This is a genomic window from Bradyrhizobium sp. MI1.7 (genome assembly GCF_055811795.1).
In genome coordinates this window covers 17,033-41,250 of record NZ_JBVVPO010000040.1, presented here as the reverse complement: position 1 = coordinate 41,250, position 24,218 = coordinate 17,033, and the positions used below count along the sequence as shown (strand labels likewise).

27 protein-coding genes are annotated in these 24,218 nt (G+C 63.6%); 13 read left to right on the top strand and 14 right to left on the bottom strand.

Features of this window, described 5'->3' with window-relative positions; all coding sequences use genetic code 11:
* Position 1 precedes the first annotated feature (1 nt).
* Positions 2-1,015 carry an amino acid ABC transporter substrate-binding protein gene (locus AC0L3X_RS29875; RefSeq protein ID WP_063984716.1) on the top strand — a complete coding sequence of 338 codons (1,014 nt, stop codon included), beginning with the start codon at positions 2-4 and terminating at the stop codon, positions 1,013-1,015.
* 158 nt (positions 1,016-1,173) lie between these two features.
* A complete protein-coding gene (locus tag AC0L3X_RS29870) occupies positions 1,174-1,812 on the top strand; it encodes an aspartate/glutamate racemase family protein (protein ID WP_063984717.1) in 639 nt (212 codons plus the stop codon).
* On the opposite strand, the gene AC0L3X_RS29865 is transcribed toward AC0L3X_RS29870, so the two are convergent.
* Complete coding sequence (locus AC0L3X_RS29865; protein ID WP_063984718.1) at positions 1,809-2,456, bottom strand: TetR/AcrR family transcriptional regulator; 648 nt, start codon at positions 2,454-2,456, stop codon at positions 1,809-1,811. The two genes, AC0L3X_RS29870 and AC0L3X_RS29865, sit on opposite strands and share 4 nt — an antisense overlap.
* 152 nt (positions 2,457-2,608) lie before the next feature.
* Here AC0L3X_RS29865 and AC0L3X_RS29860 point away from each other — a divergent pair, with 152 nt between their 5' ends.
* The 10 genes from AC0L3X_RS29860 to AC0L3X_RS29815 all read left to right on the top strand — a co-directional run bounded on the left by AC0L3X_RS29860 (position 2,609) and on the right by AC0L3X_RS29815 (position 10,491).
* Positions 2,609-2,818, top strand: coding sequence for a ferredoxin (locus tag AC0L3X_RS29860; protein WP_007607931.1), 210 nt, complete (start codon positions 2,609-2,611; stop codon positions 2,816-2,818).
* Between the two features lie 59 nt (positions 2,819-2,877).
* Positions 2,878-4,098: a cytochrome P450 gene (locus AC0L3X_RS29855; RefSeq protein ID WP_063984719.1), complete on the top strand. Its 1,221-nt coding sequence runs from the start codon at positions 2,878-2,880 to the stop codon at positions 4,096-4,098.
* Between the two features lie 32 nt (positions 4,099-4,130).
* Positions 4,131-5,459 carry an MFS transporter gene (locus AC0L3X_RS29850; protein WP_063984720.1) on the top strand — a complete coding sequence of 443 codons (1,329 nt, stop codon included), beginning with the start codon at positions 4,131-4,133 and terminating at the stop codon, positions 5,457-5,459.
* Positions 5,460-5,462: 3 nt separating this feature from the next.
* The gene (locus AC0L3X_RS29845; RefSeq protein ID WP_283018529.1) at positions 5,463-6,125 is read left to right on the top strand and encodes a sulfite oxidase-like oxidoreductase; all 663 of its coding nucleotides are present in this window, start codon (positions 5,463-5,465) and stop codon (positions 6,123-6,125) included.
* Between the two features lie 25 nt (positions 6,126-6,150).
* Positions 6,151-7,374 carry a bifunctional alpha/beta hydrolase/OsmC family protein gene (locus AC0L3X_RS29840; RefSeq protein WP_063984722.1) on the top strand — a complete coding sequence of 408 codons (1,224 nt, stop codon included), beginning with the start codon at positions 6,151-6,153 and terminating at the stop codon, positions 7,372-7,374.
* A gap of 298 nt (positions 7,375-7,672) precedes the next feature.
* The gene (locus tag AC0L3X_RS29835) at positions 7,673-7,957 is read left to right on the top strand and encodes a hypothetical protein (protein WP_231144411.1); all 285 of its coding nucleotides are present in this window, start codon (positions 7,673-7,675) and stop codon (positions 7,955-7,957) included.
* 552 nt (positions 7,958-8,509) lie between these two features.
* The gene (locus AC0L3X_RS29830; protein ID WP_063984723.1) at positions 8,510-9,070 is read left to right on the top strand and encodes a hypothetical protein; all 561 of its coding nucleotides are present in this window, start codon (positions 8,510-8,512) and stop codon (positions 9,068-9,070) included.
* Positions 9,071-9,208: 138 nt separating this feature from the next.
* Entirely contained in the window at positions 9,209-9,490 is a 282-nt protein-coding gene (locus AC0L3X_RS29825; protein WP_084795234.1) for a hypothetical protein, read from the top strand.
* Positions 9,490-10,149 (top strand): hypothetical protein, encoded by a 660-nt coding sequence (locus tag AC0L3X_RS29820; protein WP_231144410.1) that lies wholly within the window; start codon positions 9,490-9,492, stop codon positions 10,147-10,149. The genes AC0L3X_RS29825 and AC0L3X_RS29820 overlap by 1 nt, the downstream gene beginning before the upstream one ends.
* Positions 10,150-10,251: 102 nt before the next feature.
* Positions 10,252-10,491, top strand: a complete 240-nt coding sequence (locus tag AC0L3X_RS29815) for a hypothetical protein (protein ID WP_187387770.1) — start codon at positions 10,252-10,254, stop codon at positions 10,489-10,491.
* Positions 10,492-10,501: 10 nt separating this feature from the next.
* Here AC0L3X_RS29815 and pdxR read toward each other — a convergent pair whose 3' ends face one another.
* The gene (pdxR, locus tag AC0L3X_RS29810; protein WP_063984725.1) at positions 10,502-11,947 is read right to left on the bottom strand and encodes a MocR-like pyridoxine biosynthesis transcription factor PdxR; all 1,446 of its coding nucleotides are present in this window, start codon (positions 11,945-11,947) and stop codon (positions 10,502-10,504) included.
* A gap of 82 nt (positions 11,948-12,029) precedes the next feature.
* On the opposite strand from pdxR, the gene AC0L3X_RS29805 reads away from it, so the two are divergent.
* Positions 12,030-12,944 carry a DMT family transporter gene (locus AC0L3X_RS29805; RefSeq protein WP_071917623.1) on the top strand — a complete coding sequence of 305 codons (915 nt, stop codon included), beginning with the start codon at positions 12,030-12,032 and terminating at the stop codon, positions 12,942-12,944.
* Here AC0L3X_RS29805 and AC0L3X_RS29800 read toward each other — a convergent pair.
* The 12 genes from AC0L3X_RS29800 to AC0L3X_RS29745 all read right to left on the bottom strand — a co-directional run bounded on the left by AC0L3X_RS29800 (position 12,923) and on the right by AC0L3X_RS29745 (position 24,097).
* The gene (locus tag AC0L3X_RS29800) at positions 12,923-13,981 is read right to left on the bottom strand and encodes a YeeE/YedE family protein (protein ID WP_231144408.1); all 1,059 of its coding nucleotides are present in this window, start codon (positions 13,979-13,981) and stop codon (positions 12,923-12,925) included. The two genes, AC0L3X_RS29805 and AC0L3X_RS29800, sit on opposite strands and share 22 nt — an antisense overlap.
* A gap of 2 nt (positions 13,982-13,983) precedes the next feature.
* The gene (locus tag AC0L3X_RS29795) at positions 13,984-14,988 is read right to left on the bottom strand and encodes a quinone oxidoreductase family protein (protein WP_063984726.1); all 1,005 of its coding nucleotides are present in this window, start codon (positions 14,986-14,988) and stop codon (positions 13,984-13,986) included.
* A gap of 180 nt (positions 14,989-15,168) precedes the next feature.
* Entirely contained in the window at positions 15,169-16,500 is a 1,332-nt protein-coding gene (gene paaK, locus AC0L3X_RS29790) for a phenylacetate--CoA ligase PaaK (RefSeq protein ID WP_063984727.1), read from the bottom strand.
* Between the two features lie 40 nt (positions 16,501-16,540).
* Positions 16,541-16,990: a hydroxyphenylacetyl-CoA thioesterase PaaI gene (gene paaI / locus AC0L3X_RS29785; RefSeq protein ID WP_063984728.1), complete on the bottom strand. Its 450-nt coding sequence runs from the start codon at positions 16,988-16,990 to the stop codon at positions 16,541-16,543.
* A gap of 55 nt (positions 16,991-17,045) precedes the next feature.
* Positions 17,046-18,128 (bottom strand): 1,2-phenylacetyl-CoA epoxidase subunit PaaE, encoded by a 1,083-nt coding sequence (paaE, locus tag AC0L3X_RS29780; RefSeq protein ID WP_063984729.1) that lies wholly within the window; start codon positions 18,126-18,128, stop codon positions 17,046-17,048.
* A 2-nt stretch (positions 18,129-18,130) separates the two neighbouring features.
* Positions 18,131-18,634, bottom strand: coding sequence for a 1,2-phenylacetyl-CoA epoxidase subunit PaaD (gene paaD, locus AC0L3X_RS29775; RefSeq protein ID WP_063984730.1), 504 nt, complete (start codon positions 18,632-18,634; stop codon positions 18,131-18,133).
* Complete coding sequence (gene paaC / locus AC0L3X_RS29770) at positions 18,628-19,404, bottom strand: 1,2-phenylacetyl-CoA epoxidase subunit PaaC (RefSeq protein WP_063984731.1); 777 nt, start codon at positions 19,402-19,404, stop codon at positions 18,628-18,630. Before paaC ends, paaD begins: the two co-directional genes overlap by 7 nt.
* Positions 19,404-19,691, bottom strand: a complete 288-nt coding sequence (gene paaB, locus AC0L3X_RS29765) for a 1,2-phenylacetyl-CoA epoxidase subunit PaaB (RefSeq protein WP_014496929.1) — start codon at positions 19,689-19,691, stop codon at positions 19,404-19,406. Before paaB ends, paaC begins: the two co-directional genes overlap by 1 nt.
* A gap of 10 nt (positions 19,692-19,701) precedes the next feature.
* Positions 19,702-20,694 carry a 1,2-phenylacetyl-CoA epoxidase subunit PaaA gene (gene paaA, locus AC0L3X_RS29760; protein WP_063986562.1) on the bottom strand — a complete coding sequence of 331 codons (993 nt, stop codon included), beginning with the start codon at positions 20,692-20,694 and terminating at the stop codon, positions 19,702-19,704.
* A 75-nt stretch (positions 20,695-20,769) separates the two neighbouring features.
* Positions 20,770-21,636 carry a phenylacetic acid degradation operon negative regulatory protein PaaX gene (gene paaX, locus AC0L3X_RS29755; RefSeq protein ID WP_063986563.1) on the bottom strand — a complete coding sequence of 289 codons (867 nt, stop codon included), beginning with the start codon at positions 21,634-21,636 and terminating at the stop codon, positions 20,770-20,772.
* Between the two features lie 202 nt (positions 21,637-21,838).
* Entirely contained in the window at positions 21,839-22,609 is a 771-nt protein-coding gene (locus tag AC0L3X_RS29750; RefSeq protein ID WP_063984732.1) for an esterase/lipase family protein, read from the bottom strand.
* 201 nt (positions 22,610-22,810) lie between these two features.
* A complete protein-coding gene (locus AC0L3X_RS29745) occupies positions 22,811-24,097 on the bottom strand; it encodes a DUF445 domain-containing protein (protein WP_063984733.1) in 1,287 nt (428 codons plus the stop codon).
* Positions 24,098-24,218: the final 121 nt, after the last annotated feature.

Sequence of the window (24,218 nt, the reverse complement as noted above, 5' to 3'; positions counted from 1 at the left end):
TATGATGAGGAAAGTGGTTATCGTAGCCGGCATGCTTGCAGCATCGACGGTTGCCGCGTCGGCGGCGACGCTCGACACGGTGAAGAGCCGCGGCACGCTGATCTGCGGCGTCAGCGCCGGCTTTGCCGGTTTCTCCGCGCCGGACTCGCAGGGCAATTACAAGGGTCTCGACGTCGATTATTGCCGCGCGCTCGCGGCCGGCGTGCTCGGCGACGCCAGCAAGGTGCGCTACGTCTCGCTGACCGCGCAGAATCGCTTCACCGCGCTGCAATCGGGCGAGATCGACGTACTCTACCGCAACTCGACGCAGACCTATCTGCGCGGCGTGACGCTGGGCCTCCGCCAGGGGCCGGTCAACTTCTATGACGGCCAGGGCTTTGTCGTGAAGAAGGACCTCGGCGTGAAGGAGATCAAGGATTTGAAGGGTGCGACTGTCTGCGTCGCGCAGGGCACCACGCATGAAGTCACGCTCGGCGATTACGGCCGCGCCAACGGCATCGACTGGAAGCCGCTGGTGTTCGACCGCGTCGACACCATGTACCAGACCTTCTTCGGCGGCCGCTGCGATGCCATGACCCAGGATGCCTCCGCGCTCGCCGGCGCCGTGACGACCGCGGCGCCGAATCCGGCCGACTACGTCGTGCTGCCGCAGACCATCAGCAAGGAGCCGCTCGGCCCGTTCACCCGCAACGGTGACGAAGTCTGGAGCGACATTATCACCTGGTTGCATTACGGCCTGATCGAGGCCGAGGAACTCGGTGTCACGCAAGGCAATGTCGACGAGATGGCGAAGTCACAGACGCCGGCGGTCCAGCGCCTGCTGGGTGCCTCCGGCGACCTCGGCTCGCGGCTCGGTCTCGATAACAAATGGCTGGTGACGGTGATCAAGGCCACCGGCAATTACGGCGAGATCTACGAGCGCAATGTCGGCAAGGCGAGCCCGCTCAAGCTCGACCGCGGCCTCAACGGCCTCTGGAGCAAGGGCGGCTTGATGTACGCGGTGCCGTTCAAGTAAACGGTGCTTCACCTCTCCCCGCCTGCGGGGAGAGGTCGACCGCGCAGCGGTCGGGTGAGGGGGAGCCTCCGCGAATTAATCCCTCACTTTCAACGTGGATAGAGCCCCTCACCCCGACCCTCTCCCCGTAAGAACGGGGAGAGGGAGAAGAGACACCGATGCGCATCGCCCTGATTCACGCCCTCAAGCATTCCATCGCGCCGATCGAGGCTGCGTTCGCGAAGGCGTGGCCAGAGGCGCGGCTGATGAACCTGCTCGACGACAGCCTGTCGGCGGATCTGGCCCGCGACGGCGTGCTCAACGATGCCATGACCGAGCACTTCCTCGCGCTCGGCGACTATGCGGCAGCTACGGGAGCGAACGGAATCCTGTTCACCTGCTCGGCGTTCGGCCCCTGCATCGAGGCCGTCGCGCGCGCACATGCGCCAATGCCCGTGCTGAAGCCGAACGAGGCGATGATCGAGCAGGCCGTGACCATGGGCAAGCGAATTGGCCTGCTCTCGACCTTCCCGCCGACACTGGCCTCGATGCCACCGGAGTTTCCGGCCTCGGCCCAGGTCGTGCCGAAACTCGCCGAGGGCGCGCTGGCGGCGCTCGATCGCGGCGATCGCGCCACGCACGACAGGCTGATTGTCGAGGCTTCAAAGGACTTGCGCGATTGCGACGTCATTGCGCTCGCGCAATTCAGCATCGCGGCAACCGCGCCGCTGGTCGCCGAAGCCACCGGCCGCCCGGTCGTGACGACCCCGGACAGCGCGGTCGACAAGTTGATGAGGCTGCTGAAAGCGAAGGCCTAGGCGCCGGCCTTTTTCCGACGACGCGCATCCTTGATCGCAGCAGCAAGCGCGGCCTTCGTTTCGTTCACAAAGTCCTCGACCAGTTCCTCGCGCGTGGCATGCGCGGCCTCGCCGGTGAACAGGCCCTGCTCGGCCAGCATCACCACGCCATGCAACGCCGCCCAGATCTTGAGCGCTTGCCGCTCGCGCAAGAAGCCGACCGCCGGCGCCTCGAGGGCTTCGATCACCAGCGCAAAAGTCTCGCGCGTGGCGTCGTGCAGCTCGCTGCCCTTTGCCGCGCATGACACGGTGCGGGAAGCGAACATCAGGCGATAGATGCCGTTGCGGCGCAGACCGAAATCGAGCGTCGCCTGCGCCAGCCGCGACAGTTTCGATTGCTTCGACGGCTTCGCCATCGCCTCGCGCAGAAGTGCACTGAGCTGCCGGAACGCTTCCGCCGTCACCGCCGTTAGCAGCGCATCACGGTCGGCAAAATGCCGATACGGCGCCGGCTGCGAGACGCCGAGCTGTTTGGCAAGCGCCTTGATGCTGATCGCCTCGGCGCCGCCCTGCTCCGCCTCGCGCAGCGCGGCCTTGATCAAGGCGTCACGGAGATCGCCATGGTGGTAAGTATTCTCCGGCTTACGGACGAGTTGTGAACGCATGTTACGTCAAGCCTATAAGTTTGCGCTTGACAGGGGAAGCCCGCCGCGAATGTAATAGCATATAACTTAAAGCGGCGGCAAATGCCGCCGATAAAATTGACATGAGGATCGCGCGGCCTTCGGGCCCCGCGCACACGACCGAGGAAGCCGCCATGACAGAGCGACTGAGGGTTCACGTCGATCCCGACAAATGCCAGGGCCACGCGCGCTGCAAGGCGCTCGCGCCGGAGCTGTTCGAGCTCGACGAATACGGCAACGCCCATGAGGCCGGGGACGGCACCGTGCCCCCCGGTCTCGAAGACAAGGCGTGGCTTGCCAAATCCAACTGCCCGGAAATTGCGATCGATGTGATCGAGGAGTAGCGCGGCCCCTGCCCGCTTGCGTGCTTTTAGCGAACACGAGCCCCGAGGGATTTCCTGCCATGTCCGACGTCAGCCAGCCTGTCGCCCACCCGCCCGTCACCGACTGGGTCAACGATTTCGACCACACCGATCCGCAATGGACGGAGGATCCGTTCTCGATCTGGGAGGAGCTTCGCTCCGCGAGCCCGGTGGTGCATACAAAGCGCTTCCTCGGCTGCTACATGCCGACGACTTATGAGGCGGTGCGCGAGATCGCCAACGACACCGAGCATTTCTCCTCGCGCCGCATCATCGTCCGTGACGTTCGACCCGAAGTCGCCAGGAACGCCGCTCCGCCGATCACCTCCGACCCGCCCGTACACAAGCCAGCCAAGCAATTGCTGTTGCCGCCTTTCACGCCGGACGCGATGAAGAAGCTGGAACCGCGGATGCGCGCGATCTGCAACGAGCTGATCGACGGGTTCATCGCCGATGGCAAGGTCGATGCCGCAGCGCGCTACAGCAAATATATTCCGGTTCAGGCTATCGCCCACATGCTCGGCATTCCCGAGAGCGACAGCGATCGGTTCATCGACTGGATCCACATGATCCTCGAGCTCGGCATCAAGGACGAGAGCAAGCTGCTCCAGGCCGTGCAGGAGATGAGCGCCTATTTCAGGACGCATATCGAGGAGCGCAGATCGAAGCCGACCGACGACCTGATTTCCTATTTGATGAACGCCAAGGACAAGGAAGGCCAGCCGCTGGAAGAGTCCCATGTGCTGGGTTCGCTGCGGCTGCTCCTGATCGCCGGCATCGACACCACCTGGAGTGCGATCGGCTCCTCGCTCTGGCATCTCGCCCGGACGCCGGCCGACCGCGAACGGCTGATCGCCGAGCCCGGGCTGATCCCGATCGCCGTGGAGGAGCTGCTGCGGGCCTATTCGCCGGTGACCATGGCCCGCGAGGTGGTCAAGGAGACCACGATCTCGGGCTGCCCGGTCAAGGCGGGCAACATGGTGCTGCTGTCGTTCCCGGCCGCCAACCGCGACCCCAAGATGTTTCCGGACGCTGACAAAGTCGTGATCGACCGCCGGGAGAATCGCCATGCCGCCTTCGGCCTCGGCATCCACCGCTGCGTCGGTTCCAACCTTGCACGCATGGAGATGCAGGTTGCGCTGGAGGAATGGCTGAAGCGGATCCCGGACTTCTCCCTCGATCCGGCAGGCACGGTGACCTGGTCACAGGGCACGGTGAGAGGCCCCCGCCAGTTGCCATTTCTGTTCGGAAAGGCGATGTAGGCCTTTCCAAGACCAACGGAGAGAGGCCGGACGTGACAGAGCAAGCAACCCTACCGGCCTCTGATCACATCGACATCGACATCGCCGACGCCAAACGGCGGATCAAGGCGATCTTCATCGGCTCGATCGGCAATCTCGTCGAGTGGTACGATTTTTACGCCTATACGGCGTTCGCGCTCTATTTCGCTCCGGCCTTCTTCCCTGGCAACGACCCCGTCGTCCAGCAATTGAACGTCGCCGTGGTGTTCGCGGCGACCTTCCTGATGCGCCCCCTGGGCGGCTGGCTGTTCGGCTACATCGCGGATCATTTCGGCCGGCGCATCTCGCTGACCTTGTCGGTCGTCTTCATGTGCTTCGGCTCGCTGATCATCGCGCTGACGCCGACCTATGCGACCATCGGTTTCGCCGCGCCGGTGATCCTGGCGCTCGCCCGCGTCATCGAGGGCCTGAGCCTCGGCGGCGAATATGGTGCCAGCGCGACCTATCTCAGCGAGGTCGCCGATCCCAAGCATCGCGGCTTCTATTCGAGCTTTCAATACGTCACCCTGATCGGCGGCCAGCTCACCGCGATCATCGTGCTGCTGCTCCTGCAAAAGGTCTTCCTCACGCCGGAGGAGCTCAAGGCCTGGGGCTGGCGCATCCCGTTTGCGATCGGCGCGGCGCTGGCGATCTTTGCCGCAGTGATGCGGCGCAATCTGCACGAGACCGAGGCCTTCGAGGAAGCCAAGAAGGTGGTGAAGCCGACCGGCTCGATCACCAATTTGCTGCGCTACCCCCGCGAGCTGCTGCTGGTGGTCGGCCTCACGGCCGGCGGTACCGCGGCGTTCTACACCTTCACCACCTACATGCAGACCTTCGTCAAGCTCTCGGTCGGCCTGACCGAGGACCAGACCACTTTCGTGATCTTCGGCACGCTGATCTTCGCGACCATCCTCCAGCCGATCTACGGCGCGATCTCCGACAAGATCGGCCGCAAACCGTTGCTGATCTTCTTCGGCGTCGCCGGTACGCTCGCGACCGTGCCGCTGCTGATGACGCTGAAGGAGACCAAGTCGCCGTTCATGGCCTTCATTCTGATCTGCTGCGCGTGGCTGTTCGTCGCCGGTTACACCTCGATCAACGCGGTGGTGAAGGCCGAGCTGTTCCCGACCAATGTCCGCGCCCTCGGTGTCGGCCTGCCCTACGCCATCACGGTCTCGATCTTCGGCGGCACGGCGCCGGCGATCGCGCTCTATTTCAAGAGCATCGGGCACGAGGAGTGGTTCTACTACTATCTCGCCGGCGTCATCTGCCTGTCGCTGATCATCTATTCCACCATGCGTGACACCAAGCACGCCTCCGCGATGCATCGCCACGAGTAGCTCATGGCCGACGACAACGAGCCGCCCGACAGCAAGCTGACGCGCACCAAGGAGAAATGGGCGCGCGAAGGCCGCTTCCTCACGGGCCGCGTTACGCGACCGGAGGATCAGCGGCTACCGCCGGGCCAGCATCTCACCAAGGACTGGCCGGTGCTCGATCTCGGAGTCGTGCCGCCGGTTTCGCGCGAGCGCTGGCGGCTCGACGTTTACGGTGCGATCGAGACCCCCGTGTTCTGGACCTTTGCCGAATTCGCGGCGCAGAAGCAGGCGCAGATCACCTCCGACATTCACTGCGTGACCACCTGGTCTCGCTACGACAATGAGTGGGAAGGCCTCGCCACGCGCGAGCTGCTTGCGGCTTGCCAGCCGCGCGAGGACGCGCGCTTCGTGGTCCTGCATTCCCATGACGGCTACACCACCAACCTCACGCTGGAAGACTTTGCCGCCGAGGACGCGCTGCTCGCCCACAGCTGGTCGGGTCAGCCGCTGACCGAAGAGCACGGCGGCCCGGTACGGCTCGTCGTGCCGCATCTGTATTTCTGGAAGAGCGCCAAATGGCTTCAGGCCATCGAGTTCCTGACCGAGGACGCGCTGGGCTTCTGGGAAGTCCGCGGCTATCATAACCGCGGCGATCCCTGGGCCGAGCAGCGTTATTCAGCCGATTAGGTTCACGCAAGGACGGGGGAAGCCCATGCCGACGGAACGCTTTCAATTCACCGGCGAAGGCGGTCATCAACTAGCCGCCGCGCTGGAGCTGCCCGATGGCGAGCCCGCAGCCTACGCGCTGTTCGCGCACTGCTTCACCTGCGGCAAGGACACGCTGGCGGCAAAACGCATCTCGGTCGCGCTCGCCGCCAAGGGCATTGCGGTGCTGCGCTTCGACTTCACCGGGCTCGGCTCCAGCGAAGGCGATTTCGCCAATTCGACGTTCTCCTCCAACGTCGCCGACCTCTTGCGCGCCGCCGATCATCTGCGCCAGGTCCGCACGGCGCCGTCGATCCTGATCGGCCACAGCCTCGGTGGTGCCGCGATCGTCGCCGCCGCCGGAAGGATTCCGGAAGCCAAGGCTGTCGTGACCATCGCGGCGCCGTCCGATCCCGCGCACGTCACAGGTCTGTTCAGCGAGCATCTCGACAGCATCCGCGCGCAGGGCGAAGTCGAGGTCTCGCTCGCGGGACGTCCGTTCCGGATCAAGCGCGAATTCCTCGACGACATCGCCGAGCAAGAACTGATGAAGGACATCACCGGCCTGCACAAGGCCCTGCTCGTGATGCAGTCCCCTGTCGACGACACCGTCGGCATCGACAATGCGACCAAGATTTTCGTTGCGGCAAAACACCCCAAGAGCTTCGTCTCGCTCGACCACGCCGATCACCTGCTGAGCAAGCCGGCCGACGCCCTCTACGCGGCCGACGTGATCACGGCCTGGGCCAGCCGCTACATCGACACCGCGAAGCCCGCGAAGGCGATGGATCTCGCGGAAGAGCCGCGCAGAGTGGTGGTGCAGGAGACCCGCAAGAGCAAGTTCAACCAGGCCATCACCGTCGGCCCGCATCATCTGGTGGCGGACGAGCCGATCGCGGCCGGCGGCGAGGATGCCGGTCCCGGCCCCTATGACTTCCTGCTGGCCGGCCTTGGTGCCTGCACCTCCATGACCATGCGCCTCTATGCCGATCGCAAATCGCTGCCGCTCGATCGCGTCACGGTCACGCTGAAGCACTCCAAGATCTACGCCAAGGACTGCGCGGAGTGCGAGACGCGCGATGGCATGCTCGACCAGATCGAGCGCGACATCGCGATCGACGGCGCGCTCGATGCGGAGCAGCGCAAGAAGCTGATGGAGATCGCCGACAAGTGTCCGGTGCACCGGACGCTGACCTCGGAGATCCGCATCGTGACGAAGGTCGTGGACTAGACGGCCAAGATAGTATTTTTCTTCTTGTCCGGAGCCTGGCGAAAATACTCCGTACCCGAAACAGCCGCACGGCTCATCCGCTTGGTGCCGCTGATGGGAAAGCAAGTCGAGATCGCTGATCGCGGTCGTTTCGAACTGCCTATCAAATGCAGGATCGAAGTTGCGCCCACATTGGGACTAGACCAAAAAACCCGGGGCGCGCTGGCCTGTGCGTAACAAGGATAACTTCGACAATAGGTTCGCCTAATGCGGGTGACACGGCATCCTGATCGCATCACGCGAATCAGGGAGATTGCCGATGGGCGTTTATTTGGTGACTTGGGATTTGAATAGGCACAAGCCGAACTACGCGCAGGCTCGACAGAACCTTGTCGATCACATGTCGCGCTACCCCCATATCAAAGATGAGGGTCTAGACTCCGTATGGTTCATCCAATCAACCTCCACGGCCGACGCGCTGGACTCTGACATTCGGGGCCACATGGATACCAACGACAGGTTGATGGTCACCAAACTCGTGAACGGGCAGCACCAAGGCTGGCTCTCGAAGGAGATTTGGGACTGGATCAATGCTCGCATCTAGCGACACCGCGCTAGGCATGTTCGAGTGGCTAAAGTATCTCGCGTCCGGACTGTCCTTCGCGACAGCCGTTACCCTGTTCTTTCGATGGCGCGACTACGAACGGAAGAAAGCGGCAGGTTCGACCTTGACGGTTACCGATGGAGTCGATCGCCGGAATGTGCGGTGGGCCAAGTTGAATTTGAGGAGCTGGACAGCCTCACCGATCCGGATAGGACGCCTCCGCGTCTTGTGGCCGCTTGGCCTTGGTGGGTACGCCTACACAGACGAAGACTCCGTAAAAGCGATCATGATCTACGACCGATCGATTGAACTCCCAGAGGGATGTCGGTCGATTGTGATCACTCCGCCTGCAGAAATACCGGAGAGCAACTCTCTCCGATTGACCTTCTTTGTGAAGGCGGATCAATCGCTCCGGCAATCGCGGCGACGATCGCGCCTATACGTTTGGGTCTCCGGTGAAACCGTTGACGCTCAACGTCGCCGCGTCGGCCTCCTGCTTCGGAGCGGGCCGGTAGATTGGTCGAAACCACCACAAAAGTGAGAGACCTAAACATGGAGAAAACCGGCCCCCCCAGCGGTCCGTCATTGAAGAGCACATTTTCAACGGCGCATTACGCCGCCGTGGTCTCGACCATTGCGCTGATAATCTCCGGCGGCAGCCTGCTTTTTACGAAGCGCTCCTACGACCTCAGCGCGGCAAAAGACCAGCGCGAACTTCTTGAGAAGTCACCGATCGTCGATGTGCAAGTCGCCCCCAATAGCAAGGCGAGAAGCGCCGACCTCACGATCTACATTTTCAATCGTGGGGACATCAACATCGTGCCGCAAGACATCACCGCCCTCCATCTACTCGAACATGGTGATCTCTATCTGTCGGGCTCGCGTCAAAATGTAGAGAAGCTCAGTACGTCCCTGAGCCTCAAATCGATGGGGGTCATTGCTCCAAAGAATTCAGCTACCATGAAGGGAACCGTATCCGGCGTAACCGACGAAAAAGACGATTGGCCTATCAATGGCGTTGACATCACATTCACTCTACGGATCAAGCTCGCCGATGAAGGCGAGACGCTCAAGACGATGAATGTGACTAGAGAGATCAAGCCGGGGCTTTAGGGAAGCACAGCCACCGCCCACTCGGCGATCGGACGACGGACTCCCTGTGAATAGAGTCGCGAAAAGCGATCGTTCGCTCCACCACTAGCGGCGAGAGTGCCATCCTCATCGCCCGCGAATCGATTCATGAGGGAACGAATGACGACAGACAGCGAGGGACGGAAGATCAACCGGAGCCTCCGAAAATCGCAAGCCGAGATCCAGCACCTGATCGACTGCTTCGGTGATCACCTTGCGCAGAAACACAAGTACGATCGATGGGGACTCGAGGCCGTCTGGTTCTACCTGGTCGAGCGGTATCACTGGACTCCCGCCATCGTTCGGGCGCCTAACACCGACGACCTCGATTTCCTGCTCCACGATGAGATGAACGGATGGAAGGCACCCAACGATGACAAGCCGAGCCAAGGTTACAGTTGATGCCGACGCCTGACGACACAAAAAAGTGGCAAGATCATCCAGTTGTCATCGCAATCGGCAGCGGCGCTGCCGCGCTGATCTTTGCGCAGACCGTGATCTTTCCGACGATGACAGCATCGCTTCAAAATGAAGTCTCGTCGGCGCGAAGCCAAACGCAAGAAGTTGCGGCGTTAAGGGAACAGCTCAAGAAGGCGACTGAAGACACTGCGAAGGCCAAGCTCGAGCTCAAAGCAGCCCAGATCAACAACGTATTCTCGGTGGGCAACCCTTATCCCATTGGTTTGAGCAAAGTGAAGATCGGCGACAGTCCTGAAGCCATTCTTGGTAACTATCCAGAGGAAAAAGTTACAAAGAACGTTGCCTCATATTGGTCGATTAAATTAGACCACGCCACGTTCAGGGAAGTTACGTATTTTTTTGATCGGCCGAAGAATCTGAAGGACAGAAAGATTCGAGCATTGCTCTTTTTCACAACTGAGCAATCGTCCGGGATTATCCGCGACAAACTGACAGAAGCACTCGGCAACCCTTCGATTTTCGGACCAAAGCCAGATTGTGCTGGTTGGTCGTTGGGCAAAGACCTATTCGCCAAGGCCGACGGATCTATATCGTTTTCGATCGTAAACACACAACCAGATTGTATTGTCGAGGAAAAATAGAGCCTTTTTTCTGCTCGTGGCAGCACGGCCACGGTGCATTCCGCGATCGCCGTCTTCAATCTACCGCCGCGCCATCGCCGGCATCTAACGAGAGAGAATGCCTTGCCAGTAACCCGAATCGAGAAATTCGATTCCAGCGGTTCGCCTACGCAGCGCGCCGAGCCCGATGCAGATGGCCAGTACCACTACTTCCACTTCGGAAAGAACGTTGATGCCGTCTGCTTTCGCGCGCTCGACGACGTGGCGGAGTTTCTTAGAAAGCCCCCGAAGGCCGGCGTTCGTATGAACCCGGGGTGGAGCAAGATTTCCCGTCGAATTTACATCGATGGAGTACCGCGCTAGCGCGGCTGCTCTAGAAGCACGACGCCATCGTCCGCACCGCCGCGCTGATCTCATTCTCGCGCCAGGCGGCGAAGCCGAGCAGCAGGCCATGGTCGCGTGGACGGCCGAGCGCCAGGCTGGACAGGGCCCGTGTTTCGACGCCTGCCTCGACCAGCCGTTGCACCGCCGCCTGATCGGCGCGACCGCGCTTGAGGCGAGCGACCAGTTGGATGCCGCCCGAGGGCACTTCAGCGGAGAGAACTTCGCCCAGATGGCGCTCCAGTCCCTCGACGAGGTGATCGCGGCGCGCGTGATAGAGCCGTCGCATCCGGCGCAGATGCGCGAGAAAATGCCCGTCTGCGATGAACTCCGCCAGCGCTTCCTGGATGTGGCTGGAGGCGATCAGCCCGACGTGTCGCTGTGCGATCTCAAGGGTGCCGACCAGCCCTGGTGGCGCGACGACATAGCCGAGCCGGATATCCGACGTCATCGCCTTCGAGAACGTTCCGACATAGAACACGCGGCCGTGGGCGTCTAACCCCTGCAAGGCCGGCACCGGCCGGCTGTCATAATGGAATTCGCCGTCGTAATCGTCTTCGACGATCCAGGTCTCGCCTGGCCTGCTCATGCCCAGGAATTCAGTGCGGCGCGCGAGCGACATCAGCCGCCCGGTCGGATGCTGATGCGAGGGCGTCATGAAGATGAGCTTTGGCGCGGCCAGTCCCGGCATCCGCTGCATGCCCTGCTCGTCCAGCTTCATTCCCATCACGCGCGCGCCGGAGGCGCGGAAAGCCGCCGCAGCGCCGGGATAGCCGGGGTCCTCGACCCAGACATCGTCGCCGGGCGTGATGAGCGCAGCTGCAATCAGGGTCAGCGCGGCCTGCGCGCTCGGCAGGATCAGGATCTGGTCTGCGGTGGCGCGGACGCCCCTGCTGGCGGCCAGATAATGCGCCAGCGCCTGGCGCAGGCGCGTCCGATTGACCGGTCCAAGCTCGCGCTTAGCTGCGCGCACCGCGCTGCGGCGCAGGCAGCGGGCCCACACTTCGTTCGGAAACTCCCGCGCATCTCCTTGCCCCGGACGCAAGGGTTTTAGCGGCGCCTGATAGGACATCGGCCAGTCGGTCTGCTTGAGCTTCGACGCCCAGGGTGAGAGCCGCGGCTTACCAGAGCGGACGCTCGGTGCGACGGCACCCGTCTCTTCGTTACGGCCGCCGTCGACCGTGACCATGGGACGACGACCGTGCGACGCCTCGAGATATCCCTCGGCGGCGAGCTGCTCGAAGGCATAAGTGACGGTGTTGCGCGAGACGCCGAGATCGCTCGCAAGCCGGCGGCTCGACGGCAGCGCGCGGCCTTTGCCGAGTCGACCGGTCGCGATCAGGTCTCGCAGCTGGCTCGTCAGTTGCGCCGTCAGCCCCTCGTCGTCGGTCCGCTTCAGCTCGATCAGGGCGGAGATCACACCTTCCGAAACTGGCACCTAATTCCTTTCCGATCTGGCACTTTTTCAGGTGCCAATCCGGATGCTATCCGCCGGACTGGACTGCTTCAAGGATTTTGCGATGAACTCCCTCTCCTCCCGCGCGGCCGTCGGCCTGTTCCTGATCGTCGTGCTGGCCTGGGGCGTGAACTGGTCGGTGACGAAGCAACTCGTCCAGTTCCTTCCGCCACTATGGACTTCGGCGATCCGGAGCTGGATCGCGCTGGCCGGATTGTTCGTGATCCTCGGGCTGAGCAACAATCTGATGATCCCGGAGCGGCGCGACATTCCGGTGATCCTGAGCGTCGCACTGCTGCACATGACGGTGTTCTCGGTCCTGGTTGCGGCCGGTGTGCGCTTCCTGCCCGCGAGCAAGGCAATCGTGCTCGGCTACACCACGCCGCTCTGGGTCGCGATCGCCGCGCCCTTGCTGGGGAAGGATACGCTGACGGCGCCCAAGCTCGCCGGCGCCTTGCTCGGGCTGATCGGCCTTGCCGTGATCCTGAACCCCACGTCGATCGATTGGACCAATACCAACGTCCTGCTCGGGGCCGGCATGGTCGTCCTGGCCGCGATGTCCTGGGCCGCGAACATCATCTATATGAGCGCGCATCGCTGGATTGCATCGCCGCTCCAGCTCCTGCTCTGGCAGGTGCTCGTGGCGACGATCGTACTGACGGGATCGGCTGTTATCACGGAAGGCCCGCCGCACGCGGAATGGTCGTGGAAGCTCGTGCTGCTTTTCCTGTATTCCGGCCTGATCGGAACGGCGCTGGCCTATTGGGCGATGTCGATGGTCAACAAGAGCATCTCGGCCCTGACGACGTCGCTCGGCACCACCGGGACGCCGCTCGTCGGTATCGCCAGTGCTGCGATCCTGCTGGGCGAGCCAATCGACATGAGTCTTGCTGTCGCGGCCGGACTGATCGTCACCGGCATCGGTCTTGCGACGCTGGGCGACCGGCTGCTGCGCGGTCAGGCCACCGCGAGCGGCTGAACCCGCAGTGCGCCGCGCAGGCCGGCCGTCGTGCCGAGCAGGATGCCGGCGACCGCGACGAACGAGCCCAGAGCGAGCGTCGATACGCCGGTGAGCCCCTGCCCGATCGAGCAGCCGAACGCCATCACGCCGCCGATCCCCATCAGCGCGGCGCCGCCGGCAGACCGCAGCATGTGGCGCGGCGAGGAATAACCTTCGAGGTGGAAACGGCCTGTGGCGAGCGCGGTGACAAGGCTGCCGGCGAGAACGCCGGCCACGGTGGCGATGCCGAAATTGAGCGTCAGACCGGTCGAGAGCATGGCATACTGCAGGCTATCGGCGATCGGCGCGACGAAGGTCAGCGAGGTCACCGGGACGGGATTGAAATCGTCGGCACCAAGATAGCCGGTGACGAACCAGCCGCTGGCGACCAGGAGGCCGACGACGACGCCGGCTGCAATCTGGCCGGGCGAACGCCGGAACGCCGGGTGCGCGAACGCAAACAGGATCAGCGCAACGACGATTATAGCAGCGCTCAGCGCACGCGAGGCCGCTTCGCCGGGACCGAGCGTCGCCAACAGTGACGGCAGCGAATTGGCGTTGACGGTCGTTTGCGAGGCCTGAACCAGCGCAATGCGCGCCGGCGCGATCAAGCCCTTGAGCGTCATCTGCGCGGCGATGGCGAGCACGATCACGACGACGAAGGAGCGGAGATTGCCGCGGCCGAGCAGCACCAGCGCCCGCGAGCCGCAGCCGTTCGACAACACCATGCCGTAGCCGAACAACAGGCCGCCGAGGAACAGCACCGGCACTGAAAAGGATTGTTGCAGATAGATCGACTTGCCGAGATCGACCATGCCGCTACCGGCAAGGAATTGGCTCGCAGCAACCGCAACAGCAATCGCCATCGCAAAGGTCCGCACCAGCCGCCCGTCTCCTTCGGCCAGCCAGCCGCGCATGCTGCTCATCAGGCAGAAGCCGCTGAGCAGGCCCACGGCGCCATAGATGAGCCCGATGATGAGGCCGGCGAGGATGACGAGTTGGGTGGACGAGTCCATGGTCAAGGCTTCAGGATCACGCGATCCCGCGACGAACCGGCGACCGCGACATAGGCCTCCTTGGCGCGCTCCAGCGGATAGACGGCATTCGCCTTGATCGGGAACGGTTTCAGGTGCCCGCTCGCAAAGCCGGGGCCGAGGTCGCGCAGCACCGCGCCGGTCGCGGCCGAGGACAGCCCGAGCGTGTCGATGCCGACATAGGTGTGTTGCCCGCGGTAGAATTCGAGGATGTTGAACTGCACGATGCGGTCGATCGCGGCGATCAGGATCTGGCGGCCGCGCAATCCGAGCGACTTGTGCGCGGCCTGGAAATAGGGATCGCCGACCGTGTTGAAGACGATGTCGGCCCCCTTGCCGCCGGTCAGTTCGCGTACGCGCGTGGCGACATCGGTCGCCGAGGCGTCAATCACCTCGATGGCTGCGTTGGCATGGCCCTCATAGGCTTCCGCCTTGCGCACCACGCCGATAACGCGCGCGCCCTGCCACGTCGCGATCTGGACCGCGGCCTGACCGACCTTCCCGTTGACGCCGAACACCAGCACGGTCTCGCCGGGCTTCGGAATGCCGGCGCGGCGAAAGCCTTCCATTGCGGTGACGAAAGGCACGCCGATGCCGGCGGCCTCCTCCCAGGACACCGTCTTCGGCTTCTCCACCACGGCGTCGGCTTCGACGACGAGATGGCTGGCATGGGTGCCGTCGCGGCGGATGCCGAGATCGCCGGAGGAGCCGAACACCTCGCGGCCGATCGTATCGGCCGGTCCGTCAATCACCACGCCGGCATAATCGCGGCCGGGCGTGCGGGGGAAGACCGCATAGGGCATCAGCCCGGTCGCAGCCTTCACATCGGAGGGGTTGACGGCGGCGGCCCTTATCTCGATCAGGAGATCCTTCGGACCGCGCGTGAGTAGATGACGCTCGATCAGCGGCGCGATCGCCGCAGCATTATCGGCCTTGGCATTGAGGCGGACGCAGCGCGCTTCGACGGTTTTGCAATCGGCTGGTGACATCGAAAGACCCACGATTTCTCGCGGGCCTTGTCGCCTTTGGGACCGGTCAAGTCAACCGCCTCCCCTCATCCTGAGGAGTCGCGCGAGCGGCGTCTCGAAGGATACAGGCCCGCGCTGCAGCATCCGGGCCTTCATGGTTCGAGACGCGCCTTCGGCGCTCCTCACCATGAGGAGCGACAGCTAGTCCTTCGGCCGCTTGTCGTAGAGGCGCTTGGCCTTGCCCAGCGAGCGCTCCAGCGTGGCGGGGGCGACCACCCGCACGTTGGAGCTGATTCCGATGGTGTTCTTGATGTGGGTCGAAATGCGGTCGGCATGATCGACCAGCCCGCGGCCGTCCCAGCTCTCCGGGCGCGCCTCGGCGATGATGGTCAGCTCGTCCATGCGGCCTTCGCGGGTCAGCTCCATGATGAAGTGACCGCCGCACCAGTCGGTCGCGAGCAGCACCTCCTCGATCTGGGTCGGGAACAGATTGACGCCGCGCAGGATGATCATGTCGTCCGAGCGGCCCGTCACCTTCTCCATGCGCCGCATGCCCGGCCGCGCCGTGCCCGGCAGCAGCCGCGTCAGGTCCCGGGTGCGATAGCGGATCACCGGGAAGGCTTCCTTGGTCAGCGAGGTGAAGACCAGTTCGCCCTTCGCGCCGTCCGGCAGCACCGCGCCGGTTTCGGGATCGATCACCTCGGGATAGAAATGGTCCTCCCATATGTGCAGACCGTCCTTGGTCTCGATGCATTCCTGCGCAACGCCTGGACCGATCACCTCCGAGAGGCCATAGATATCGGTTGCATCCATATCGAAGGCGTCCTCGATCTCCCCGCGCATCGCATTGGTCCAGGGCTCGGCGCCGAAGATGCCGACCTTGAGCGAGCACTGGCGCGGGTCGAGCTTCTGGCGCTTGAACTCGTCGAGGATCGCCAACATGTAGCTCGGCGTCACCGTGATGATGTCGGGTCGGAAGTCGTTGATGAGTTGCACCTGCCGCTCGGTCATGCCGCCGGAGATCGGCACCACGGTGCAACCAAGTTTTTCCGCGCCGTAGTGCACACCCAATCCGCCGGTAAACAGGCCGTAGCCATAGGCGTTGTGGATGATCATGCCGGTGCGGCCGCCGGCGGCGCGGATCGAGCGTGCCATCACCTCCGACCAGGTGTCGATGTCGCGCTGCGTATAGCCCACCACGATCGGCTTTCCCGTGGTGCCGGAGGAGGCATGCACGCGCACCAGCTTTTCGCGCGGCACGGCGAACATGTTGAAGGGATAATTGTCGCGCAGATCCGTCTTCACGGTGAACGGGAATTTTGCGAGATCGGAGAGTTCGCGAAAGTCGGACGGATGCACGCCGGCCTTGTCGAAGGCCTGGCGGTAATGCGCGACGTTGTCGTAGGCGTGCTTCAGCGACCAGGCCAGCCGCTGCGTTTGCAGCGCCATGATCTCGTCACGCGACGCGCGCTCATGCGCGTCCATCTCGGCGCGATAGGCGTTGCCACCTTCCTTGAGCCTCGTCAGAGCCATCCTCGTTTCCCCACATTGGTTGGTTCTTTTTATTGGAGTCTTACGGTTCTTGCGTCGGCAGCCACGTGCCGGGAATGACACGCGAATGCCCCCGGAATTCCGCGATGACGGTGTCGCCCGCTGTCACGCGCACGTCGTAGATGCCTGAGCGTCCGCCACGGCTGACCTCGCGCGCTTTTGCAACGAGGCGGTCATCAAGCCTGCCCGGCTTGATGAAGGTGATCTGGCCCTGTGCCGCCACGACACGTTCATTGTGCGAATTGCAGGCAAAGGCGAAGGCGGAATCGGCCAGCGTGAAGATGAAGCCGCCATGGGCGATACGCTGGCCGTTGACCATGTCCGGCCGCACATTCATCGCCAGCGTCGCAAAGCCCGGACCAATCTCGACGATCTCCATGCCGAGACCCTTGGAGGCATCATCCTCCGCCCACATCGCGTCGGCGCAGGCGCGGGCAACATCCTCGGGCGACAGGTTGGCTTTGACGTTCACGCGCTTCTCCCGGCCAAATGTTTGGCCATAATGCTCTGCTGCCCGGCCATAACTGTCAAACGTGATCGTAATCGACCACGACCCGCTCCGACGACGGCTTCGCCTGGCAGGTAAGGACGAAGCCGGCCTTCAACTCCCAGGGCTCCAGCGAATAGTTGACGTCCATCGGCGCCTCGCCCTCGACCAGCTTGGCGCGGCAGGTCGAGCACATGCCGCCCTTGCAGGCGAAGGGCAGATCGACGCCGGCGCGCAGCGCGGCATCGAGGATCGCCTCATCTTCGGCGACCGGCACGTCGCGGCGCTTGCCGTCGATGATCAGCGAGGCGATCGCCTTCGGCGGCGCGTCGGGTGCAACGATCTTCTTCGGTCGCGGCTTGCCGCCGAATTCGGAGACGAAGCGCTCCACGTGGATGCGCTCTTCCGCGATACCGAGATCGCGGCAGGTCGCCTCGATCTCCTCGCTCATGCCAAGGGGGCCACAGATGAAGATATGATCGACACTCGCGGCCGGCACCAGCGAGCGCAGCAACACCCTCACCTTGTCGCCATCGAGTCGGCCATGCAGGATCGGGATGTCCTGCTCCTCGCCGGAGATGACGTGGAAGATCGAGAGGCGATCGATGAAGCGGTCCTTGAGCTCCTCGAGTGCCTCCAGGAACATGATGTTGTCGGTGGCGCGGTTGCCGTAGAACAGGAAGAAGCGGCTGTCCGCCTCGCGCGCGAGCACGCCCTTGACGATCGACAGGATCGGCGTGATGCCGGAGCCTGCGGCAAAGCCGACATGGATGCGTCCGCTATCTGCCGGCGGGATCACGCCGAAGCGTCCGGTCGGCGTCATGACGTCGAGCTCGTCGCCGCATTTGAGTTCATCCGCCGCCCAGTTCGAAAATGCTCCGCCATCGACCTTCTTCACGGCAATGCGGATCTCGCCATCGTCAGGACCCGAGCAGATCGAATAGGAGCGCCGGACTTCCTCGCCATCGAGCATGGTGCGGAGCGTGAGGTACTGGCCGGGCGCGAAAGCGTAATCGCCCGCGAGTTCGCCGGGGACCGCAAAGGTCATCGACACCGCGTCGGCCGCCTCGCGGCGGAGGTCGTTGACGGTCAGGCGATGAAAGCGCGGTGCGGCTGCGGACATGATCAATGACACTTGAAATAATCGAAGGGTTCGCGGCAGGCCTTGCAGCGCCACAACGCCTTGCAGGAGGTCGAGCCGAATTCGGACAGAAGCTCGGTCTTGTCAGAGCCGCATTGCGGGCACGCAACGGCCTGCTCGCCGAACAGCGCGCGGCGAGAGCTTGACGCCTGCGGTGGCGCGATGCCGTAGGCGTGCAGCTTGCGGCGCCCCTCTTCGCTCATCCAGTCGGTGGTCCAGGCCGGCGACAGCACGGTGCGCACTTTCGGCTGGCGAAAACCGGCGCGTTCCAACGCAAGCTCGATCTCGAACGCGATCATGTTCATGGCCGGGCAGCCCGAGTAAGTCGGGGTGATCGCGACCTCGACATGATCGCCATCGAGAACGACATCACGGAGCACGCCGAGATCGGCGATGGTCAGCACCGGGATTTCAGGGTCAACGACGCTCGCCGCGGCATCCCAGGCGCGCCGGCGCAGCTCGCTGTCGCGCTCGAGCACCGTCACCATGTCTGCCCCGGAAATGTACGCTGCATCGACTGAAGCTCGGACAGGAGATGACCGAGATGCTCGCTGTGGCGGCCCACGCGGCCGCCCTGCTGCATCCAGTCATTCTGCGGCAACCTGAGCGTTGCTTCACCAACGACGTCAGACAACGTTGTCAGCCAGCGGCCGCGCAAGGTGCCGGGATCCACAGCGATGCCGGCATGGATCAAAGCGCGTTCGCCTTCGTCGACGGCAAACATCTCTCCGGTGAAGGCCCAGAGATGATCGATCGCGGCCTGCGCCCTGGCGTGACTCTCGCCGGTACCGTCGCCAAGCCGAATGATCCATTCCGAGGCGTGGCGCAGATGATAAGCGCTCTCCTTCTCGGACTTGGCGGCAATGGCCGCGAGCGTCGTATCGCGCGAATTCATCATCGCGCGCCAATAGAGGTCGGCGAAGGCGGAATAGAAGAACTGCCGCACCAGGGTCTGGGCAAAGTCGCCATTCGGCTGTTCGACCAGCAGCAGGTTGCGGTACTGCCTGACGTCGCGCAAATAGGCGAGCTTGTCCTCGTTGTTGTCCTTGCCTTCGGCTTTGGCTGCGTAGGTGTAGAGTTCACGCGCCTGGCCGATCAGATCGAGCGCGATGTTGGAGAGCGCCATGTCCTCTTCCAGCATCGGCGCATGTCCGCACCATTCCGACAGACGATGACCGAGAATCAGCGCATCGTCGGCGCGGCGCAACGCGTAGAGCACCAGCGGCGTTTCGGAGACCTGGATGTTGGCCACAAGCATCACATGTGCCCCACTTCCTCAGGCACCTCGTAGAACGTCGGATGCCGGTAGATCTTCGATTCCGCTGGCTCGAACATCATGCCCTTCTCGGCGGGATCGCTCGCGGTGATCGCGGTCGACGGCACGACCCAGATCGACAGGCCCTCGCCGCGGCGGGTGTAGATGTCGCGCGCGGCCTGCAGGGCCATGGTGGCGTCATTCGCATGCAGCGAGCCGACATGCTTGTGCGCGAGCCCGTTGCGGCTGCGAATGAAGACTTCCCACAGCGGTGTGTTCGGCGTGGCCATCGTGATCTCCTTATTCCGCGGCTTGTGCGGTCTGACGCTGCGCGCGCTTTGCGGCATAGCTAGCTGCCGCCTCGCGCACCCAGGCGCCCTCATCGTGCGCCTTGCGACGCGCGGCAAGCCGATCGCGGTTGCACGGGCCGTTGCCGGCGAGCACCTGCTTGAATTCGGTCCAGTCGATCTCGCTGTAGCGCCAGTGCCCTTCGGCGTCCCGCGTCATGCCGGGATCGGGGATGGCGAGGCCGAGATATTGCGCCTGCGGCACGGTGGCATCGACGAACTTCTGGCGCAGCTCGTCATTGGAGAAGCGCTTGATCTTCCACTTCGTCGATGTGTCGCTGTGCTGGCTCGTCGCATCGGGCGGACCGAACATCATCAGCACCGGCCACCACCAGCGGTTCAGCGCGTCCTGCGCCATCGCCTTCTGCTCATCCGAGCCGCGGCACAGCGTCAGCATGATCTCGTAGCCCTGGCGCTGGTGGAAGGACTCCTCCTTGCAGACGCGGATCATCGCGCGTGCGTACGGGCCATAGGAGCAACGACACAGCGGGATCTGGTTCATGATCGCGGCGCCGTCGACCAGCCAGCCGATGGTGCCGATGTCGGCCCAGGTCAGCGTCGGATAATTGAAGATCGAGGAATATTTGGCCTTGCCGGTGAGCATCGCGTCGACCAGCTCTTCGCGCGACGTACCGAGCGTCTCGGCGGCGGCATAGAGATAGAGCCCGTGGCCGCACTCGTCCTGCACCTTGGCCAGCAGCGCCGCCTTGCGGCGCAAGGTCGGCGCGCGCGTGATCCAGTTGCCCTCAGGCAGCATGCCGACGATTTCGGAATGGGCGTGCTGGGAGATCTGGCGGGTGAGCGTCTTGCGATAGGCCGCCGGCATCCAGTCGTTCGGCTCGATGCGCTCCTCGGCATCAATGCGGGCCTGGAACTGCGCAGCCTTCGCCGCATCCTCGAGACCGCGATCGTCAGTCTCGGCCGTATTCAGCGCCTGGGTATACATGCGCATCCTCCCGTTTATTGGGAGGCAATATATAACAAAAATTACGTCATGCAAGATATTTCTGTAACATATAAATCAGGCCTCGAACCGCCGCTCCAGGAGCTTTCGAGCCGGCGGCAGTGGCCCCTTCTCATTGGTTCCATGGCTATCAAGCCATTGTTCCGACGGCGCAAGCAGCGCGCGATAGACCTCGCCGCAGAGTTCACGTGCTGCCCTGCCGGGCCAGTCGCCCGGCAGCAAGCTCTCGGGCAGCAGCGGATCGCGCAACACAACACGGCGGTAATAGTGGATCAGCAGGATGCGCGCGGTGAAGGCGTCGGCCTCGGACAGATCCGCACCGCGCGCGATAGCGGCACGGAGCGGCTCGAACGTCTTCATGAATTTCAGATAGGCGTCTGCGGTGCGGTCCAGCGGCCAGCTCGCGCTGAGCAGACGGCGCCCGCTGTCATCCTCAGCCGAGACTTCGAGACGGATTGCCCCGCCAGCCTCGTCCGGCACCGGCACACCTGATGGCGCGACCCACACGCCGGGCAGCGGACTGCCGAAGCCGGCGTTGCGCAGCGCTTCGCGCGAGACGTCGCGATCCTCCCCGTTGCCGATCAGGAGCAGCTCGAAACGCCCGGTCCAGTCCGACGATGGCGGATCGTAGATGTGGCGCGTGGCGGCCTCGAAGGTCTGACTTCCTTTATCGGCCAGGCGATAAAAACTGTTCCGGCCAACCTTTTCGCGTGTCAGCCAGCCATCGGCAGCAAGGCGTGACATCGCGGTGCGCACCACGCCGCTATCGATGTCCACACTCTCGAAGAACTCCAACAGCGTGCCGAGCCACACCGAGCCGCCGCGCGGCACGATCGCGTCGCCAAACACGGTGATGACGATGGAGCCCGTGCGTGACGGCTCACGCTTGAGCTGGTCGATGATGCGGGACAATGGATGCGCCATGCGCGAGGCATAGCGCGTTTGGTGCGGGCGCGACAATGGACGGGAGCTACAATCAAAGCGAGAGCCGGGCTCGATCCTTCGAGACGGCCCTTCGCGCCTCCTCAGGATGAGGTCTGATCGCTTTCGCGCCGCATCACTAGCTCTCAGTCCTCATGGTGAGGAGCGCGGCAAAGCCGCGCGTCTCGAACCATGCAGGCCGCGCTTACCGATGCGGATCGGGATAGACCATGCTGCGCCAGCCGCTGCGGTCGAACGGCCGCCACTGGCCTTCCTTCTGCGCGAGGCGGTCGGCGACCGCATAGACGGCGGCGGGATGATGGCCCATGCCGCAATGGCTGCTCTCGACCTCGATGCTCTCGGTCTGCGCGCCCGTCTTCTCCATACAGCCCTGCCAGGCGCAGACGCCGTCGGTGCGGCTGAAGATGGCGGTGGTCGGCACCGGCGGCGGGACGGCGAGCTCGCCGCCGAACTGCGGATCGACCTCGTCGGACTTCCGGCCGCTCGCCCATTCATAGACGCGCCAGGCATTGGTCGAACGGGGATCGCCCGCGAAGGGGCTGCCGAGCGTGATCACCTGGCGCACGCGCGCCGGCATCATCTTGGCGAGCTGGCGCGCATAGAGGCCGCCGAGGCTCCAGCCGACCAGACTGATCCTGCGGCCATGCTTGTCGCTGAGCTCCTGCACGAGATCGACCATCGCATGCTGCACGCCCTCGCGCAGGCCGTAGTTGCGGCCCTGGCGCCAGCCGCTTGCCGCGTAGCCCTTGCTGGTCAGAAAGGAGCGCAGCGCGCGCGTCGACGCGTCGGAGGCCACGAGGCCCGGGAACACCAGCACCGGATGCCCATCGCCGCGGGGCGCGAGGCTCAGCAGCGGCAGCGCGCCGAGGAATGCGCCGAACTCGTGGATCGCGCGCCCTTCCAGGAACATCAAGGTACGGGACGGCGGACGCAGCGTCTGGGCAGTAGCGGTCATCAATGGTCCCCTGGGCAGAATTGCTGAAAAGGCTACCGGTTGCGATGCCGGCAAATGGGTACGAATTCCAACAGTCCGGCTTCTCGAACGTTCCGCAACGCAGCATGAATCAGCTAGGCGGCCGGTTCCAGACATTCAAGCGGGTGAAGCCCAAGGCGACAATAGGCCCGCAGGTGAATGCCAGCGTCCGTGACGCAAAAGTCACAACCATCGAAGCAGGAATTCTACGGAGTAGAGCGCAAGACCTGCGAGCCCGCCGATCAACGAACCGTTGAAGCGGATGTATTGCAGGTCGCGGCCGATGTTGATTTCAATCAGCGAAATCAACTGCGCCATATCCCACGCCTTGACCTGGTCGGAAATGAAGGTCGAGACGCCGCTCTTCTGATCCGCAACGAAGCTGCGCAGCACCGCCACCAGGCCCTTGTTGATCTCGCCGCGGAGCTCGGCATCGCCGGCGAGCACCTCACCCGCGGCGACGAACATGCCGGCGAGATGATGCTGCAGTACCTGCGTCTCGCCGCTTGCGCTGCGCTCGATGAAGGAGCGCATGTTGGTCCAGACGGTCCGGGCGAGATCGGCAAGCTCGGGCCGGGCGAGCAGATCGCGCTTCAATCCGTCGATACGATCGATATAGGCCTGATCGGTGCCGAGCCGATCGACGAAGCCCAGCACCATGCGATCGAACTCGCCGCGAAACGGATGTTTGGGATCGCTGCGCACCTCGTTGAAAAAAGCCGTGGCGGACGCCACGATCTTGTTCACCAGAAACTTGTCGGCGCGATAGAGCCTGAGCAGGGTCGGCAACTCCGCGCGCACCTTCTCGCGGATCATCGCCATCGTCTCGGTCTGGTTCAGCGTCTCGTGCATCACGCGCAGGAGATCATCGAACAGGATCTGATGCCGCCCTTCCGCGACGAAGCCGCGCAGCGTGCCGGCCGCGAGCGGCGCAAGGTCGATCGCCTGGAGCTGCGAGGACATGCGGCGAATGATGAAGGTCATCAGACCCGAGCTTTCCGTCGCGGAGACGGCCTCCGGCAGCAGGCGCAGCGCGAAACGCGCGAGATCATCGCTGCGCTTGCGGTCGCGCAGCCAGTCGGCGACGAAGGAGCCGAAATCGATCTCCCTCAGCTTGGCCTCGACGGGGCGGGCCTCGAGGAAATGCACCTGGATGAACTCGCCGAGCTTGTCGGCGATGCGGGCCTGATTGCTCTGGATGATCGCGGTGTGCGGGATCGGCAGGCCGAGCGGCCGCTTGAACAGCGCGACCACCGCGTACCAGTCGGCGAGCCCGCCGATGGTCGCGGCTTCTGCGAAGGCCGCGATGAAGCCGAACACGGGATGCACTGGCAGAAGCCATTTCGCAACGACGAACAGGGCAAGCGTCGAGGCCAGCACCAGCGTCGCCAGTGCTTTGACGCGGCGAAGCTCCGCCGCGCGTTCGGCGTCACCGGGGGTGTCGAAGGAGAAGGTAGCGGGCGGGGTCATCACTGCATCACCCTACTCGTCATTTCGAGCGAAGCGAAGCAATCCAGAGTCTTTTCGCAGAGGCCGGCGGGGTTTTGTTGGGGTGGGCGCGCAATGGGCGCCGCCCAAAAAAAAAACCCCC

Bases quoted from the DNA above. Each gene is read 5' to 3' on its own strand.
- AC0L3X_RS29825 (WP_084795234.1), top strand. From the start codon at position 9,209: ATGACGACAGACAGCGAGGGACGGAAGATCAACCGGAGCCTCCGAAAA.
- AC0L3X_RS29795 (WP_063984726.1), bottom strand. From the start codon at position 14,988: ATGTCACCAGCCGATTGCAAAACCGTCGAAGCGCGCTGCGTCCGCCTC.
- paaA (WP_063986562.1), bottom strand. From the start codon at position 20,694: ATGTATACCCAGGCGCTGAATACGGCCGAGACTGACGATCGCGGTCTC.
- AC0L3X_RS29840 (WP_063984722.1), top strand. From the start codon at position 6,151: ATGCCGACGGAACGCTTTCAATTCACCGGCGAAGGCGGTCATCAACTA.
- paaD (WP_063984730.1), bottom strand. From the start codon at position 18,634: ATGGTGACGGTGCTCGAGCGCGACAGCGAGCTGCGCCGGCGCGCCTGG.
- AC0L3X_RS29845 (WP_283018529.1), top strand. From the start codon at position 5,463: ATGGCCGACGACAACGAGCCGCCCGACAGCAAGCTGACGCGCACCAAG.
- AC0L3X_RS29860 (WP_007607931.1), top strand. From the start codon at position 2,609: ATGACAGAGCGACTGAGGGTTCACGTCGATCCCGACAAATGCCAGGGC.
- AC0L3X_RS29800 (WP_231144408.1), bottom strand. From the start codon at position 13,981: ATGGACTCGTCCACCCAACTCGTCATCCTCGCCGGCCTCATCATCGGG.
- paaC (WP_063984731.1), bottom strand. From the start codon at position 19,404: ATGCTTGTGGCCAACATCCAGGTCTCCGAAACGCCGCTGGTGCTCTAC.
- paaB (WP_014496929.1), bottom strand. From the start codon at position 19,691: ATGGCCACGCCGAACACACCGCTGTGGGAAGTCTTCATTCGCAGCCGC.
- AC0L3X_RS29855 (WP_063984719.1), top strand. From the start codon at position 2,878: ATGTCCGACGTCAGCCAGCCTGTCGCCCACCCGCCCGTCACCGACTGG.
- AC0L3X_RS29745 (WP_063984733.1), bottom strand. From the start codon at position 24,097: ATGACCCCGCCCGCTACCTTCTCCTTCGACACCCCCGGTGACGCCGAA.
- AC0L3X_RS29830 (WP_063984723.1), top strand. From the start codon at position 8,510: ATGGAGAAAACCGGCCCCCCCAGCGGTCCGTCATTGAAGAGCACATTT.
- AC0L3X_RS29870 (WP_063984717.1), top strand. From the start codon at position 1,174: ATGCGCATCGCCCTGATTCACGCCCTCAAGCATTCCATCGCGCCGATC.
- paaX (WP_063986563.1), bottom strand. From the start codon at position 21,636: ATGGCGCATCCATTGTCCCGCATCATCGACCAGCTCAAGCGTGAGCCG.
- AC0L3X_RS29805 (WP_071917623.1), top strand. From the start codon at position 12,030: ATGAACTCCCTCTCCTCCCGCGCGGCCGTCGGCCTGTTCCTGATCGTC.
- AC0L3X_RS29750 (WP_063984732.1), bottom strand. From the start codon at position 22,609: ATGACCGCTACTGCCCAGACGCTGCGTCCGCCGTCCCGTACCTTGATG.
- paaE (WP_063984729.1), bottom strand. From the start codon at position 18,128: ATGTCCGCAGCCGCACCGCGCTTTCATCGCCTGACCGTCAACGACCTC.
- paaK (WP_063984727.1), bottom strand. From the start codon at position 16,500: ATGGCTCTGACGAGGCTCAAGGAAGGTGGCAACGCCTATCGCGCCGAG.
- AC0L3X_RS29865 (WP_063984718.1), bottom strand. From the start codon at position 2,456: ATGCGTTCACAACTCGTCCGTAAGCCGGAGAATACTTACCACCATGGC.
- AC0L3X_RS29875 (WP_063984716.1), top strand. From the start codon at position 2: ATGATGAGGAAAGTGGTTATCGTAGCCGGCATGCTTGCAGCATCGACG.
- AC0L3X_RS29820 (WP_231144410.1), top strand. From the start codon at position 9,490: ATGCCGACGCCTGACGACACAAAAAAGTGGCAAGATCATCCAGTTGTC.
- AC0L3X_RS29835 (WP_231144411.1), top strand. From the start codon at position 7,673: ATGGGCGTTTATTTGGTGACTTGGGATTTGAATAGGCACAAGCCGAAC.